Annotated in this window: 14 protein-coding genes; 11 read left to right on the top strand and 3 right to left on the bottom strand. The window is 63.6% G+C overall.

The window, feature by feature from the left end; translation table 11 throughout:
* Window positions 1-122: 122 nt before the first annotated feature.
* Window positions 123-1,421 (bottom strand): methyltransferase domain-containing protein, encoded by a 1,299-nt coding sequence (locus tag SIL87_RS16185; RefSeq protein WP_319615159.1) that lies wholly within the window; start codon window positions 1,419-1,421, stop codon window positions 123-125.
* Window positions 1,422-1,627: 206 nt separating this feature from the next.
* Between SIL87_RS16185 and rpsT the strand changes: the two genes are divergently transcribed.
* The gene (gene rpsT, locus SIL87_RS16180; protein ID WP_319615158.1) at window positions 1,628-1,894 is read left to right on the top strand and encodes a 30S ribosomal protein S20; all 267 of its coding nucleotides are present in this window, start codon (window positions 1,628-1,630) and stop codon (window positions 1,892-1,894) included.
* A 365-nt stretch (window positions 1,895-2,259) separates the two neighbouring features.
* A complete protein-coding gene (gene dnaA / locus SIL87_RS16175; RefSeq protein WP_319615157.1) occupies window positions 2,260-3,807 on the top strand; it encodes a chromosomal replication initiator protein DnaA in 1,548 nt (515 codons plus the stop codon).
* Window positions 3,808-3,820: 13 nt separating this feature from the next.
* On the opposite strand, the gene fghA is transcribed toward dnaA, so the two are convergent.
* Entirely contained in the window at window positions 3,821-4,672 is an 852-nt protein-coding gene (fghA, locus tag SIL87_RS16170) for an S-formylglutathione hydrolase (RefSeq protein WP_319615156.1), read from the bottom strand.
* Entirely contained in the window at window positions 4,669-4,806 is a 138-nt protein-coding gene (locus SIL87_RS16165) for a hypothetical protein (RefSeq protein WP_319615155.1), read from the bottom strand. The genes fghA and SIL87_RS16165 overlap by 4 nt, the downstream gene beginning before the upstream one ends.
* Window positions 4,807-4,985: 179 nt before the next feature.
* On the opposite strand from SIL87_RS16165, the gene SIL87_RS16160 reads away from it, so the two are divergent.
* From SIL87_RS16160 to SIL87_RS16120, 9 genes are all read left to right on the top strand, one after another.
* On the top strand, window positions 4,986-5,189 hold the full coding sequence (locus tag SIL87_RS16160) for a cold-shock protein (RefSeq protein WP_029312631.1): 204 nt from the start codon (window positions 4,986-4,988) through the stop codon (window positions 5,187-5,189).
* A gap of 184 nt (window positions 5,190-5,373) precedes the next feature.
* Window positions 5,374-7,065, top strand: a complete 1,692-nt coding sequence (locus SIL87_RS16155) for a long-chain-fatty-acid--CoA ligase (protein ID WP_319615154.1) — start codon at window positions 5,374-5,376, stop codon at window positions 7,063-7,065.
* Between the two features lie 125 nt (window positions 7,066-7,190).
* A complete protein-coding gene (locus tag SIL87_RS16150) occupies window positions 7,191-7,655 on the top strand; it encodes a MerR family transcriptional regulator (RefSeq protein WP_456304834.1) in 465 nt (154 codons plus the stop codon).
* A 24-nt stretch (window positions 7,656-7,679) separates the two neighbouring features.
* Window positions 7,680-8,816 carry a thiolase family protein gene (locus SIL87_RS16145; RefSeq protein ID WP_319615153.1) on the top strand — a complete coding sequence of 379 codons (1,137 nt, stop codon included), beginning with the start codon at window positions 7,680-7,682 and terminating at the stop codon, window positions 8,814-8,816.
* The gene (locus SIL87_RS16140; RefSeq protein WP_319615152.1) at window positions 8,816-11,176 is read left to right on the top strand and encodes a 3-hydroxyacyl-CoA dehydrogenase/enoyl-CoA hydratase family protein; all 2,361 of its coding nucleotides are present in this window, start codon (window positions 8,816-8,818) and stop codon (window positions 11,174-11,176) included. The genes SIL87_RS16145 and SIL87_RS16140 overlap by 1 nt, the downstream gene beginning before the upstream one ends.
* A 21-nt stretch (window positions 11,177-11,197) precedes the next feature.
* Complete coding sequence (locus SIL87_RS16135) at window positions 11,198-12,982, top strand: acyl-CoA dehydrogenase C-terminal domain-containing protein (protein WP_319615151.1); 1,785 nt, start codon at window positions 11,198-11,200, stop codon at window positions 12,980-12,982.
* Window positions 12,972-13,547, top strand: coding sequence for a nucleoside 2-deoxyribosyltransferase (locus SIL87_RS16130; RefSeq protein WP_319616000.1), 576 nt, complete (start codon window positions 12,972-12,974; stop codon window positions 13,545-13,547). The genes SIL87_RS16135 and SIL87_RS16130 overlap by 11 nt, the downstream gene beginning before the upstream one ends.
* A 71-nt stretch (window positions 13,548-13,618) precedes the next feature.
* Window positions 13,619-14,665: a glycosyltransferase family 4 protein gene (locus SIL87_RS16125; RefSeq protein WP_319615150.1), complete on the top strand. Its 1,047-nt coding sequence runs from the start codon at window positions 13,619-13,621 to the stop codon at window positions 14,663-14,665.
* A complete protein-coding gene (locus SIL87_RS16120; protein ID WP_319615149.1) occupies window positions 14,665-14,874 on the top strand; it encodes a hypothetical protein in 210 nt (69 codons plus the stop codon). Before SIL87_RS16125 ends, SIL87_RS16120 begins: the two co-directional genes overlap by 1 nt.
* Window positions 14,875-15,030: the final 156 nt, after the last annotated feature.

Here is a 15,030-nt window from a genome sequence, read left to right as displayed (position 1 = left end):
AATTCCGCTCTCGGTGGAGTCAAGGGAAATCGGATATTTGGCTGGGCGCAGGTCAGTCAGGGCGGATAGAAGGGGAGTACTTCTTTTTTGTGAACAAAAAAGAAGCGAAAAAAACTTCCTGCTTACCCATGTTGATCAGCCGCGGCGCCGCACTGCTCATCCTCGGTCTTGGGATTTCCCTGTCCGGCTGCGTGGTCTATCCGGTCCGCCCCGGCGGCGGCTGGTGCTACTGGCATCCTTATCGCTGCCGTTGACGCCAACGGCACTCGGCAAAACGGAAGTTTATGCAGCGAATTCAGGCAGGCGATCGGTGACTGGCCTTCCTGATCCAGCCCATGTGCCCGTGCATCCCCTAGAAATGCGGGGACATCGAGGGCGACGAGTTCGTCCACCGTCATCGCGCCGAAACCGGGCGCGACGGCGGCGGGCAATCCGGCCAGGTAGTCCCGCAGCAGCCACTGCACGCCGAAAATCGGATGGCCGTGGGGCGGCACGGTGCAGCTCAGGACCTCGGAATGTCCGGCGAACAGGTTGGCCAGCCCCTGTGCGCTCATATTGTAATAGTGATGGGGAAATCCGTGGACCGGCTGGAGGAACGGCACATCGACCAGCAATTCGCCGCCCGGCTTGACCACGCGCAGCAACTCCTGGGCGCATTTGAATGGATCGCGCACGTGTTCGAGGACCGCGAGGGAGATCGCGGCGTCGAAACTGTTGTCGGCGAAGGGCAAGGCCTCGCCGATCGCGAGGACGTCGGTGGAGGCGTAATCGACGATCTCGACATTGATCACCCCGGTGGTGCGCTGAGGCCGGGACCCTGCGCCGCAATCCAGCACCACCCCGCCGGCATTGGTCACCCGCCCGATCAGGTCGAGCACCGCCGGCGTATAGGGGTTGGCCGAGACGTTTTCGGTTGCGACGATGTTGGCTTCCATGGCGAGCGGCACCGAGATCATGTTGAAGGCGCTGCCTGTCTGGGGGAAGATCGCGCCGCATGCGCGGCAGGTGATGGCGCCGGTGCCGTGATCGAGCCGGTCGGACCGGCAGGACGGGCAGCGCAGCCGGGCTTTGCAAAAGGCGCGGGCGCTCGTGCGCATCGCCGCATCGTCCACCCAGCGGCGGTGGAGGGCCTCGCTGACCTCGACCTGCTGGCGTTCCCGGTCCTGATTGATCGAGATCATGATATCGAGATGGCGCGCCGGGGCGAGGTGCCGCAGATCCGCCATTGCGATCACGCCGGACGTATAGGCAAAGCCGCTCAGCGCGTCCCGTACATCCGGCCGCTCGACCGCGCGGTGCCCGATCGCGATGCCGTTGACCGTCACCATGGTCGCTGCCGCCGTTGGCCCCGCGACCCAGCCGGAAATCACGAGGAATTCCGAATCGATCGTGGTATTCGGGGTATCGATGAAGGCGGGCATGAGGGTGTTGCCTTATATCTGGATTCGTCATGATTAACCGGACCGTGCCGAAATACCAGAGCCGTGATGAGCCGGACATTGCTCAGGGGTGGCTTGACGCGGGGGTGCGGCAACGATAAGCCCTGTCCCACCAATCGGGTTCGCCGGGGTCAATGCGGCGGTCCGATGCTTTTCATGTGTTCCAATCCGAAGAGATCCTTGAGTTCATGGCAAATATCGCATCTGCGCAGAAACGCATCCGTCAGACCGTGGTCCGTACCGCCCGCAACAAGGCGCGGCGCTCGCGGGTCCACACCTTCGTCCGGAAGCTCGAAGAAGCGATCGCCGCCGGCGATCACGCGAAGGCGCGCGAGGCGTTCACCGCTGCGCAGCCGGAAATGCAGCGCGCCGTGACCAAGGGCGTGTTCAAGGCCAATACCGTGTCGCGCCGGATTTCCCGGCTGTCCGCGCGGGTCAAGGCGCTCGCCGCCTGAGACGCTCGTCGGCTCTCGTGGCCGGAGCGTTGTTGAAATAATTCGTGTAAGTTTTATTTTTTGAGAACCAGCCGATCGGGCGTGATCGGCTGGGTGTTGTTGTTGCACGAAAATTCCCGACGGGGGCGATTTCCGCGCCGATCATTTTTTTACGAATCAACAAGGCGGATCAATCGCCTGATTTCATGGATAGTTTTCAAAAGCTCGATATTATAGCAGGAGATTTTCGAAGCGATCGTCTCTTGCGCAGCGGGGCGGACTTGGCCTAGGTTGCTGCTCTCAGACCGAGATTGAACCGTTGAGTGCTTCGGGATAACCGTTGTTCATGCAACTTTTGCGTGTATACGACGGGATGTCCGTTGGAAATGAGGCCGGGCCTGGGGCAGGCTGATGCAGGGGAGGGGATGCTGTTGGAAGCGCAGATGATTCATGTGGCGGATACAGATACATCCTCGGAATCCGGACCGTCGCGGGATCGCCGCTCATCGGCGGAGGTGCGCCGCCGCCACGGAGTGAGTGAAACGCCGGACGATGGCGCGACCGATGCTGCTCTGGCCCTGCAATGGAGCCGGGTACGGGCGCGGTTGCAGGATGAGATCGGCGAGGTCGAATACCGCAACTGGCTGCGTCAGGCCGTTCTGCACGGGCTCGATGGCGACGAAATCACCGTCATGATGCCGACCCGCTTTCTGCGCGACTGGGTCAACAAGGAATATGGCGCGCTGTTGACCAGCTTCTGGCAGGCGGAAAATCCGGTGGTGCGCCGGGTCGATATCCGCACGCGGCCCGCCGGTGCGGCAAATCCGGCCCCCGACCTCGCGGAGCCGCTGCCGGGCGGGGCTGGTGCCGGCAAGACCGCGACCGCCGCCAGGCCGGACGACCGGGCCGATGGCGCCCCCCCGCTCGATCCGCGCTTCACCTTCGATACGTTCGTGGTCGGCAAGCCCAACGAATTCGCCTATGCCTGCGCGCGCCGCGTGGCGGACGGGCCGGCCCCCGGCTTCAACCCGCTGTTCCTGTATGGCGGGGTCGGCCTCGGCAAGACCCATCTGATGCATGCGATCGCCTGGGAACTGTCCCAGCGGGCCGATGAGGTCACGGTGGCTTACATGTCCGCCGAGAAATTCATGCACCGCTTCGTCAGCGCGCTGCGCCGGCAATCGACCATCGAATTCAAGAACGAGCTGCGCAGCGTCGATGTTCTGATGGTCGACGATCTGCAATTCCTGATCGGCAAGGACGGCACCCAGGAAGAATTTTTCCATACGTTCAATGCCCTGGTCGATAGCGGCAAACAGATCATCGTCTCGGCCGACAAATCCCCGTCCGACCTTTCCGGCATCGAGGATCGCCTCCGCACCCGGCTCGGCTGCGGCATGGTCGCCGATGTCCATGCGACCACCTACGAGCTTCGCCTCGCGATCCTCGAAGCCAAGGCATCCCGCGCCGGTGTGCCGGTGCCGGGGCGGGTGATGGAGTTTCTTGCCCAGAAAATCACCGCCAACGTGCGCGAACTCGAAGGCGCGCTGAACCGCCTGATCGCCCACGCCCATCTGTTCGACCGGCCGGTGACGCTGGAAGCCGCGAACGAGGTGCTGCACGATCTGCTGCGCGCCTACGACCGCAAGATCACCATCGAGGAAATCCAGAAACAGGTCTCCGAGCACTATAATATCCGGATCAGCGAAATGTCCTCGGTCCGCCGCGCGCGCAATATCGCCCGGCCCCGTCAGGTCGCGATGTATCTGGCGAAACAGCTGACCACCCGCAGCCTGCCGGAGATTGGCCGGAAATTCGGCAATCGCGACCACACCACGGTGATGCACGCGGTCGCCAAGGTCACCGAACTGATGGCCGCCGATGCCGATTTCGCCGAGGACGTCGATTTGTTGAAGCGGATCCTGACGGTCTGAGACCGCGGAGTGGTTACAGGTACCGCGCGTGATGGCGGATATGATCCGCCATGAAGGTCGCGATGAAGAAATATGAGTGGTCGTACCCGTCCTGCAGCCGCAGTGTCAGCGCGACCCCGCGCGCCGCGCAGGCCTCGCGCAGCAGATCGGGTTTGAGTTCCCGCTCCAGGAAGGGATCGGCGGTGCCCTGATCGATCAGGATCGGCGGCCCGGCCCACCCGCGCGCCTCGACCAGCGCGGTGGCATCATATGCCTGCCATGCCGCCCGATCCGGGCCGAGATACAGGCCCAGCGCCTTCTCGCCCCAGGGGCAGCGCATCGGTGCCACGATCGGCGCGAAGGCCGAGACCGATTTGTAGAGATCGGGGTATTTCAGCGCGAGGGTCAGCGCGCCGTGCCCGCCCATCGAGTGACCGAAAATGCCGGTCCGCGCGGGATCGATCGGTAGATGGGCGTTGATCAGGGCCGGGAGTTCGCGGGCGATGTAGGACGCCATCCGGTAGCCGACCCGCCAGGGGGCTTCGGTCGCATCGACATAGAATCCCGCGCCGGTGCCGAAATCATAGGCATCGTCCTCGCCGGGATAGGCCAGGCCGCGCGGCGAGGTGTCCGGCGCGATCAGCGCGATGCCCAGCTCGGCGGCGACCCGTTGCGCGCCGGCCTTGACGATGAAATTCTCCTCGGTGCAGGTCAGTCCGGCGAGATAATAGAGCGCGGGCACCGGCCCGGCGCTGGCCTGCGGCGGCAGGAACACCCCGAACCGCATCGACGTGCCGGTTTCGGTGGAGTGATGCCGATAGACGGACTGGGTACCGCCAAAGCATTTCTGCGAAGAAACGATCTCCGGTTCTGCCGATGCGGTCACGAACAATCCCCCTTCGATGGTTGTGGGTGATTATTGCGCGCGGCTTCATCTGGCGCAAACCCGGCCTCGATCAATGCAAAAACTGGAATATAGACACGCTCGCGCGGAAACCGCGTCAAACCGGCTTCAGCCATGCGTATTCGCGTTGACAGGCACGCGTCTTTCTGCGTCATTAACCGGGCAATCGACTTTGGCTTGCCTTGTTGCACGAGACGGGTTTCCGTATGCGGCCAAGACGTCCAAAACCCGGTTGTCCCTCTTGAGCCGTGCGGCGGTCGCACGGTGGGTGTGTCTTAGGAGCGACGACGCAACAATGGCGATCGGCACTGTCAAGTGGTTCAACACCACAAAAGGTTTCGGGTTCATCGTACCGCAGGATGGCGGCAAGGATGTATTCGTTCACATCACGGCCGTTCAGGCAGCGGGGATGCGCGGCCTGAATGAAGGCCAGAAAGTCTCATACGAAATCGCGATGGAGCGTGGCAAGGCCGCGGCCATCAACCTGAAAGCGGTCTGAAGCCTCCACTTCGGCGTGACGATCGGCGGGGTCTTTCGGGGCCCCGTTTTTTTTGTTGCCCGTTTCGTGATGGCTGTCTCCTCTTGAACCGCCATGACGTTAACGGTAATATTGCGGCGATAACGGAAGCGCGCCGCAGATCAGCTCGCCGTTCTGCCTGCGGCGGTGGACCCAGGAGGAAAACGTGATCCAAGCCGCCACCGAAACCGCCGCCTTGGCCGCAACCTTGGCCGAACCGGCAGATCCGCTTGCTTTCACCGCAACACCGTGCCCGCTCGGCGCCCTGCTCGACACGGCCGCCCGTGACTACCCCGATCGTCCGGCGATCGATTTTCTCGGCCGTGGCTTGATCTGGCGCGAGGTCGCCCGGCAGGCCGATGCGGCCGCCGCAGGATTGCAGGCGATCGGCGTCGGCAAGGGGGTCTGTGTCGGGCTCTGCCTGCCGAACACGCCCTATGCGGTGATCATGTATTTCGCGGTGCTCAAGGCCGGGGGCACCGTGGTCAATTTCAATCCGCTCTATACCGAGCGCGAACTCGCCAATCAGGTCGCGGATTCCGGAACCCGGATCATGGTGACGCTCGACATCGCGCTGATCCACGACAAGATCGCGAAACTCGCACGGGAAGGGCGGTTCGATCACGTCATCGTCTGTTCGATGGCCGATGCCCTGCCGCCGATGAAGTCCCTGCTGTTCCGCGCGTTCAAATCGAAGACGCTCGCGACCGTTTCGAACGAGGCGCCCTATCTGCGGTTCGCCCGCCTGATCGGGGGTGCCGCCACACCGCGCCCGGTTGCGATCGACCCGGAACAGGATGTCGCGGTGCTGCAATATACCGGCGGCACCACCGGAGTTCCGAAAGCCGCGATGCTGACCCATGCCAACATCACCGCCAATATCCAGCAGGTGCTCGCGACCAACACGATGATCGAGCGCGGCGCCGAGCGGATCGTTTGCGTCCTGCCGCTGTTCCATGTCTTCGCGATGACGGCGGTGATGGATTTCGGCGTCGCGATCGGGGCTGAAATCATCCTGCTGCCGCGCCTCGACATGAAACAACTGATGGCGACCATCGCCCGCAAGCGCCCGACCATGCTGCCCGGCGTGCCGACACTGTTCGCCGCGATCTGCAACGCCGCCGGCACCGGCCAGGATTTTTCATTCATCCGGTTCTGCATGTCGGGCGGTGCGCCGATGTCGCTCGAAGGGATGGAACGCTTCCGTCACCTTTCCGGCTCACCGATCCTCGAAGGCTACGGCCTGTCGGAAACCTCGGTCGTCACCACCACGCCGCCGGACCGGGTCAAGATCGGCTCGGTCGGCCGGGCTTTGCCGGGGACCATCATCGAGATCCGCGATCCCGAACCACCCCATGCGATCCTGCCGCAGGGGGCGCGCGGCGAGATCTGCGTGCGCGGGCCGCAGGTGATGCGCGGCTATTTCAACCGCCCGGACGAAGCCGCGAAAACCTTCATCGACGGCGCGCTTCGCACCGGCGATATCGGCTATCTCGACGAGGAGGGCTATCTGTTCATCGTCGACCGGATCAAGGATCTGATCCTGTGCGGCGGCTATAACGTCTATCCCCGCGTGATCGAGGAAGCTGCCTACCAGCACCCCGCGGTGCAGGAGGCCATCGCGATCGGGATTCCCGATGAGTATCGCGGCCAGGCACCCAAATTATTCGTGACCTTGCGCAAGGATGTATCAGCGACCGAGGCGGAGATCCTCGCTTTCCTGAACAGCCACCTCAATCGGATCGAAATCCCCAAAGCGGTCGAAATCCGCGAAACCCTGCCGAAAACCATGGTCGGCAAACTCTCGAAGAAGGAACTGGTCGCCGAGGAAGCCGCCAAGGCCGCGCAGCGCCGCTAGGGCTGGACAGGAGGGTGGGTATGACCTATACGTTATATCCATGCTCTTTGCGTAAACGCGCGGAATCGTTCATGTTATATCCGACTGAAACCCGAAACTTTGTTTCACGATATCCAGGACGGAACATGACTGTATTGACGACTGAAAGCCCGGCCATGGCGGCGCTGCACGCACGCCACGAGCAGGAGGTGGCCTCATCCGGCGGCGTTTCGCACGCTTTGTATTCGGTCAGCCAGTTGGCGCGCCAGCTCGGCGTGACCGCGCGGACCATCCGGTTCTACGAGGATAAGGGGCTGGTCAACCCCAGCCGCGCCGGCACCACACGGGTTTATACCCCGCGCGACCGGGCGCGGCTGATGCTGATCCTGCGGGGCAAGCGGCTCGGATTTTCCCTGCGCGAGATCAAGGATTATCTCGATCTCTACGATATCGACCCGACGCAGCACACCCAGGTCCGGGTTCTGCTCGCCAGCGTGCGCAAGCGGATCGCGAAGCTGCAGGAGCAGCGCGCCGCCCTCGAACAGAGCCTGGCCGAACTTGGCGACATCGAACGCCAGGCCGAAATCGCCATCCAGAACCTGCAAAAATAAACCGCTCAGGAGCCTGTCACCCTCATGACCAACGCTGTGATTGCCGGCTATGCCCGGTCCCCGTTCGCTCCCGCCCGCAAAGGCGGGCTGACCCGGGTGCGCCCCGACGAGATGGCGGCGGAAGTCTTGCGGGCGCTGATCGCGCGCACCGGGGTGAACCCGGCGGACATCGAGGACATCATCGTCGGTTGCGCCTTCCCCGAGGCCGAGCAGGGGCTGAACGTCGCGCGGCTGATCGCGCTGCTGGCCGACCTGCCGATCACGGTGGCGGGTGCCACGGTCAACCGGTTCTGCGGTTCCTCGATGTATGCGATCCATATGGCGGCGGGCGCGATCGCGATGGGGGCCGGCGAGGCGTTCGTGGCGCTCGGGGTTGAGAGCATGACGCGGGTGCCGATGGGCGGCTACAACCCGATGCCCTCGCCCGCTTTGTATGCCAAAAACCCCGCCGCCTACATGGGCATGGGCGATACCGCCGAAAACGTCGCCCAGCGCTGGCAGATCACCCGCGACGCGCAGGAGGAATTCGCACTCGCGAGCCACCTGAAGGCCGCCGCCGCGCAGAAGGACGGGCGGTTGTCCGGTGAGATTGTGCCGATCACGCTGGGCAACGCGAACGCGACGCAAGATGAATGCATCCGCCACGATGCCTCGCGCGAAGGGCTCGCCGGGCTGAAACCGGCATTCGATGCCAATGGCACCGTCACCGCCGGAACCTCCTCGCCGCTCACCGATGGCGCTTCGGCGGTGCTGGTGTGTTCCGAGGATTATGCCCGCGCGCACGGGCTTGCCATCACCGCGCGGATCGCCTCGGTCGCGGTCGCCGGGTGCGCGCCGGATATCATGGGCATCGGCCCGGTGGCGGCCTCGCGCAAGGCAATGGCGCGGGCCGGGATTTCGGCGAAGGATATCGATGTAGTCGAGCTGAACGAGGCGTTCGCATCCCAGGCGCTCGCCTGCATGCGCGAGCTCGACCTCGACGGGGCCAGGGTCAATCTCGATGGCGGGGCGATCGCCCTCGGCCATCCGCTCGGCGCGACCGGCGCGCGCATCACCGGCAAGGCGGCGCAGTTGCTCCAGCGCGAGGGCGGGCGTTACGCGCTGGCGACCCAGTGCATCGGCGGCGGGCAGGGGATCGCCACGGTGCTGGAGGCGGTGTGATGTCCGAAATCAGATCGGTCGCGGTGATCGGCGCGGGGGTGATGGGGGCGGCGATCGCCGCCCATGTCGCCAATGCCGGGGTGAAGGTCATGCTGCTCGACATCGTCAGGCCGGGCAGCGCGGATCGCAATGCGATCGCCAGAGGCGCGATCGAGCGGTTGAAGAAGATGCAGCCGGCGCCTCTGATGTCGCCGAGGGCGGCACGGCTGATCACGCCGGGCAATACCGAGGATGATTTCGACAGGCTCGCGGATTGCGACTGGATCGTCGAGGCGGTGATCGAGCGGCTCGATGTCAAGCAGGCGCTCTATGCGCGGCTGGCCGAAATCCGCAAGCCGGGTTCGGTGGTTTCGTCGAACACCTCGACGATCCCGCTCGCCGAGCTGATGGGCGCGATGCCGGAGAGCCTGCGGCCGGATTTCGTGATCACCCATTTCTTCAACCCGCCGCGCTACATGCGGCTGCTCGAACTGGTGACCGGCCCGGCGACGAACCCGGAAACCGCAGGCCGGATCACGCAATTCTGCGATGTGATGCTGGGCAAGTCGGTGATTGCCTGCCGCGACACGCCGGGTTTCATCGCCAACCGGATCGGGACCTACTGGATCCAGACCGCGCTGGTGCTCGCGGTCGAGATGGGTCTCGAAATCGAGGATGCCGATGCGATCATGGGCAAGCCGATGGGGTTTCCCTCGACCGGCGTGTTCGGGTTGATGGATCTGGTCGGGATCGATCTCGGCCCGCATGTCAATGCATCGCTCGCGCGGTTGCTGCCGGAGGGCGATGCGTTCCACGCGATCAATCGCGACATGCCCATGATCGGCATGATGATCGATCAAGGCTATACCGGGCGGAAAGGCAAAGGCGGGTTCTATCGCCGCAGCGGGCGCGGGGCGGATGCGCTGCGCGAGACCCTCTCGCTCAAGGCAGCGGCGGCGGGCCGGCTGGAATGGCGCGCGACCGTGAAATCCGATCTCGCCGAAGTGAAGGACGCCAAAAAGGATCTGAAAAAACTCGTCGGCGCCAGGAGCATTGCCGGTCGGTATGCGTGGGGCGTGCTGGGCCGGGTGCTGGCTTATGCCGCATCGCTGGTGCCGGAGATTGCCGATGACATCAGCGATGTCGATGAGGCGATGCGCCTCGGCTATACCTGGAAATACGGCCCGTTCGAATTGATCGACCGGCTCGGGGCCGCCTGGGTGGCCGAAAATCTGGCTGCGCTCGGCATCGCGGTGCCGCCGATCCTCGCGAAGCTGGGCAACGGGACATTTTACAAAACCGTCGATGGCGGCTTGCAGCAATTCGACAGCGCGGGACGTTATCGCCCGGTCGGGCGGCCCGCGGGCGTGCTGCTGCTCGAAGATATCAAGCGCGGCGCGAAGCCGGTGCTGGGCAATAAATCGGCCTCGGTCTGGGATATCGGCGAGGGTGTCCTGTGCTTCGAGTTCCACTCGATCATGAATTCGCTCGACGGCGACATTCTGTCCCTGCTCGACAAAACCATTGCTCTGGTCAGCAAGAGTTACAAGGCGCTGGTGATCTATACCGAAAATCTGCGCGCCGCGCCGGGCCGGGAGAATTTCTCGGTCGGGGCCAATCTCGGCCTTGCGCAATTCGCTGCCAATCTGCGGATGTGGGGGAAAATCGAAGGCACGATCAAGGACGGTCAGAAGACCTACCAATCCCTGCGCTACGCGCCCTTCCCGGTGATCGGCGCCCCGGCGGGACGCGCGCTGGGCGGCGGCTGCGAAATTCTGCTGCACTGCTCTGCGGTTCAGGCCCATGCCGAGACCTATATCGGGCTGGTGGAATGCGGCGTCGGGCTGGTGCCGGGCTGGGGCGGCTGCACCACCATGCTCGCGCGCTGGCAGACCCCGAAGGACGCGCCGAAAGGGCCGATGCCGGCGGTCGCCAAAGTGTTCGAGATGGTCTCCACTGCCAAGGTTTCGACCTCGGCGGCGGAGGCGAAGGATCTGAAATTCCTGAAACCCGATGACGGCATCACGATGAACCGGATGCGGGTGCTGGCCGATGCCAAAGCCCGCGCGCTGGCGATGGTCCAGGGCTATCAGCCGCCCGCGCCCGCCGTTCTGCAACTGCCGGGCGAAAGTGGTCGGGTCGGGCTCGGCATGGCGGTGGCGGAGTATCGCAAAAAAGGTCTGGCCACCGCGCATGACGTGACGGTGTCCACCCATCTCGCCCGGGTGCTGACCGGCGGGGATGTCGATATCATCGATCCGGTGAGCGAGGCCGATGTCATGGCGCTGGAGCGCGCGGCGTTCATGGCGCTGTTCCGCACCAAGGAATCTCAGGCACGGATCAGGCACACGCTCGAAACCGGCAAGCCTTTGCGTAATTGATCGAACCGAACGGAGACCACCATGCCCGTCTATAAAGCCCCGCTTGAGGATATGCGCTTCGTGCTGCACCAGCTGTTCGACAGCAACGAGGTCACGGCGCTGCACGGCAATGAGGAGTTCACCCCCGAACTGATCGACAGCGTGCTGGAGGAAGCCGCGAAATTCTCCGAAGGCGTGCTGTTCCCGCTCAACCAGTCCGGCGATCTCGAAGGTTGCACCTACGAAAACGGTGTGGTCCGCACGCCCGCCGGCTTCAAGGATGCCTACAAGGCGTTCTGCGAGGGCGGCTGGACCGCAATGGGGGCGGACCCGGAATATGGCGGTCAGGGCCTGCCGATCCCGGCGGCGATGATGGTCGAGGAAATGCTCTGCTCGGCGAATGTCGCCTTCGGTCTCTATCCCGGCCTGACCCATGGTGCCTATCTGGCGCTCAAACATGCCGGCAGCGCGGAGCAGAAGCAGATGTATCTGCCCAACCTCGTGAGCGGCAAATGGTCCGGCACCATGTGCCTGACCGAACCGCATTGCGGCACCGATCTCGGCATGCTGCGCACCCGCGCGGTGCCGAACGACGATGGCTCGTACAGCATCACCGGCAACAAGATCTTCATCAGCGCCGGCGAGCACGATCTGACCGAAAACATCATCCACCTCGTCCTCGCCCGCCTGCCGGATGCACCGGCGGGGGTGAAGGGGATCTCGATGTTCGTGGTGCCGAAATTCCTGCTGCGCGAGGATGGCTCGCTTGGGCCGCGCAACGGGGCGCAATGCACCGCGATCGAGCATAAAATGGGCATCAAGGCGTCCGCGACCTGCGCCATGAGCTTCGATGGCGCCAAGGGCTGGCTGGTCGGCGAACCCCATAAGGGGATGCGGGCGATGTTCGTGATGATGAACACCGAACGCCTCTCGGTCGGCATCCAGGGGCTCGGTGTGGCTGAAACCGCCTATCAGAATGCGGTTGCCTACGCGCGCGACCGCATTCAGGGCCGCTCGCTCACCGGCGTCAAGGCCGCCGACAAGCAGGCCGACCCGATCATGGTCCACCCCGATGTCCGGCGCATGCTGCTGACCATGCGCGCCTATATCGAGGGTTGCCGCGCCTTGGCCGGCTGGGTTGCGCGCGAGCTCGAAATCCTCGCCAAATCGACCGATGAGGATGCGCGGCAGGCGGCCGACGATTTCGCCTCGCTGATGACCCCGATCGTCAAGGCGATGTTCACCGATCTCGGCTTCGAAATCGCCTCGCTCGCGGTGCAGACCTATGGCGGCCACGGCTACATCCGCGATCACGGCATCGAGCAATATGTCCGCGATGCCCGGATTTCGATGCTCTACGAGGGCACCAACGGCATTCAGGCGCTCGATCTCGTCGGGCGCAAACTGCCGCAGGATGGCGGGCGGCTGCTCACCCGCTTCCTCGATCCGGTGCTGGAATTCATCGAGGCGCATGAGGACAACGAGGCGCTGGCCGAATTCCTGCCGCCGTTGCAGCAGGCGCTGGAGCACGTTCAGGTCGCGACCGGCTACATCATGGAAAACGCCATGTCCAACCACGATGAAATCGGTGCGGCCTCGGTCGATTACCTCCGTTTGTTCGGCCTCACCGCGCTTGCTTTCGTCTGGGCGCGGATGGTCGCGATCGCCGCTCCCAAAGCGGAGGGCGAGGATGCGCAATTCTACCGAGCCAAGGTGCAGACCGCGAAATTCTTCATGCAGCGCCTGCTGCCCCAGACCGGCGCGCTGCTCGCCGCGATCCAGTCCGGTTCGGCGACCATGATGGAGTTCGAAGACTCTGCCTTCTGATCGCGCGATCACGGCGTATCTCGCCGGCCCCGACGTGTTCCTGCCCGATGCGGCGGAACACGCGGCACGGAAAATCGCGATCGCGGCGCGCTACGGCATCACCGGGCTCGCCCCGCTCGATGATGCCAGCACCGCCGCGATGACCGAGGATGAAGCCTGGCGCGCGATTTTCCACAAGGATATCGCGATGATGGCCGCGAGCGACATCGTCATCGCCAACCTCACCCCGTTCCGTGGCGCCTCGGCCGATGCCGGCACGCTGGTCGAACTCGGCTGGTTCCTCGGGCGCGGCAGAAAAATCTTCGGCTACTCCAACAGCGCGACCCCGTTCGCCGACCGCAGCCGGGCGCAGTCCGCGTTCGTCCCCGATCCGGCAACCGGCCTGATGCATGAAAGTTTCGGCCTCGCGGATAATCTGATGGTCGTGGGTGCCGTGGTGTATGGCGGCCTGTGCCCGATCGTGATCCCCGGCGATGGCCGCGACCGGGCGTTCGATGCGCTCGATGTGTTCGAGCTGTGCGTGGCCCGTGCGGCTGCGGCCCTCGGATTTGAACATCGCAATTGATCTGGATCAACGACCCCGCCGGTGATGCCGCGTAGGACAGCGCGACGTCAATTTTCCCATGGGGTTCCAAAATGTCGCAAACGCAACGGCTCAATCGCCGGATGATCGGGGCTGCCCTGATCGCTGCCGCGACCGGATATTCCGGCACCGCCCATGCCATCCCCGCTTTCGCGGCGCAGACCGGCATGCATTGCTCGGCCTGCCATATCGGGTTTCCGCAACTCACACCCTATGGACGGATGTTCAAGCTCCAGGGCTACATCACCGGCGGCACCTTCCCGACCTGGAAGAATTTCGCCCTGATGTCGCAGACCGGCTTCACCCAGTTGCACGACAAGATCGCGGGCGGCCTGCGCCCCGGCTATAAATCCAACGACGCCTGGGTCGCGGCGCAGCAATCGAGCCTCTATTACGGCGGCGCGATCGATGCCGCTCTCGGCATCGGCGCCTTCATCCAGGTCACCTACGACAATGTCAGCAAATCATGGCACTGGGACAACACCGATATCCGCCTCGCCCGCTCGGCGCATCTGTTCAACCGTTCGCTGATCTACGGCTTCACCTTCAACAACGCGCCGACCGTGACGGATCTGTGGAACTCGACACCGGATTGGGGTTATCCGTTCATTCACTCCTACCTCGCGCCGGCTCCGGCGGCGACCCCGCAGGTCGATCAACTGGCGCAGGAGGTCTATGGCGTCATCGTCCACTCCTCGGCCGAAGCCGAACTCCTCCGCCCCCTCCTGCCCGATACCCATATCGAAACCGTCGCCTGGGCCGTCCCCCTCCGCCCCACCAAAATCCCCTTCGCCGAACGCACCGGCTACGGCTTCGTCGGCGGCTTCCGCCACCCCCCCAACGTCGATGCGGTGAAATACTTCGTCGAAACCATCATGCCCGCCCTCCCGCAGCCCGAATCCCAGCGCTTCACCATCATCGGCAGCAACATGCCGCCCGAAATCGCCCAGCTCCACAGCGCCGGCATCGATGTCCGCGGCCACGTCCCGATCCTGGCGGACGCCCTGAACCACCTCCGCTGCACCATCGCCCCCCTCCGCTACGGCGCCGGCGTCAAAGGCAAAGTCCTCGATCCTTCGCCCACGGCCTCCCCTGCCTGATGTCCGAAATCGCCGCCGAAGGCCTCCCCATCGAAGGCGACCTGACTTGGCTGATCGCCCGATCCCCCAAAGACTTCGCGGAAAAACTTTCGCGACTTCTCACCGATGAGGAATGGAACGAAAAAATGTTGGTCCTGGCTGCCAAGTTGATCGAAAAGATGTTCTCCGAAAAAATCATGATCATGCAATTAAAGCGGGCATTGGAATAAAAATTTTAATGGAAGTAATCCCAAAAATCCGAATTCCTAGAGATCGTATATTGAGCATGATGTCGAACCTGGTAGAGAAAATAACAATTCCAGTAGAGTCCGTATGATCTTTCACCACAAGACCTTCGACGAATTGAAAAGCCATCCGGATTTAAC

The organism is Acidiphilium acidophilum, from assembly GCF_033842475.1.
Taxonomy (GTDB): Bacteria; Pseudomonadota; Alphaproteobacteria; order Acetobacterales; family Acetobacteraceae; genus Acidiphilium; species Acidiphilium acidophilum.
This window is presented reverse-complemented; position numbering and strand designations above follow the sequence as displayed.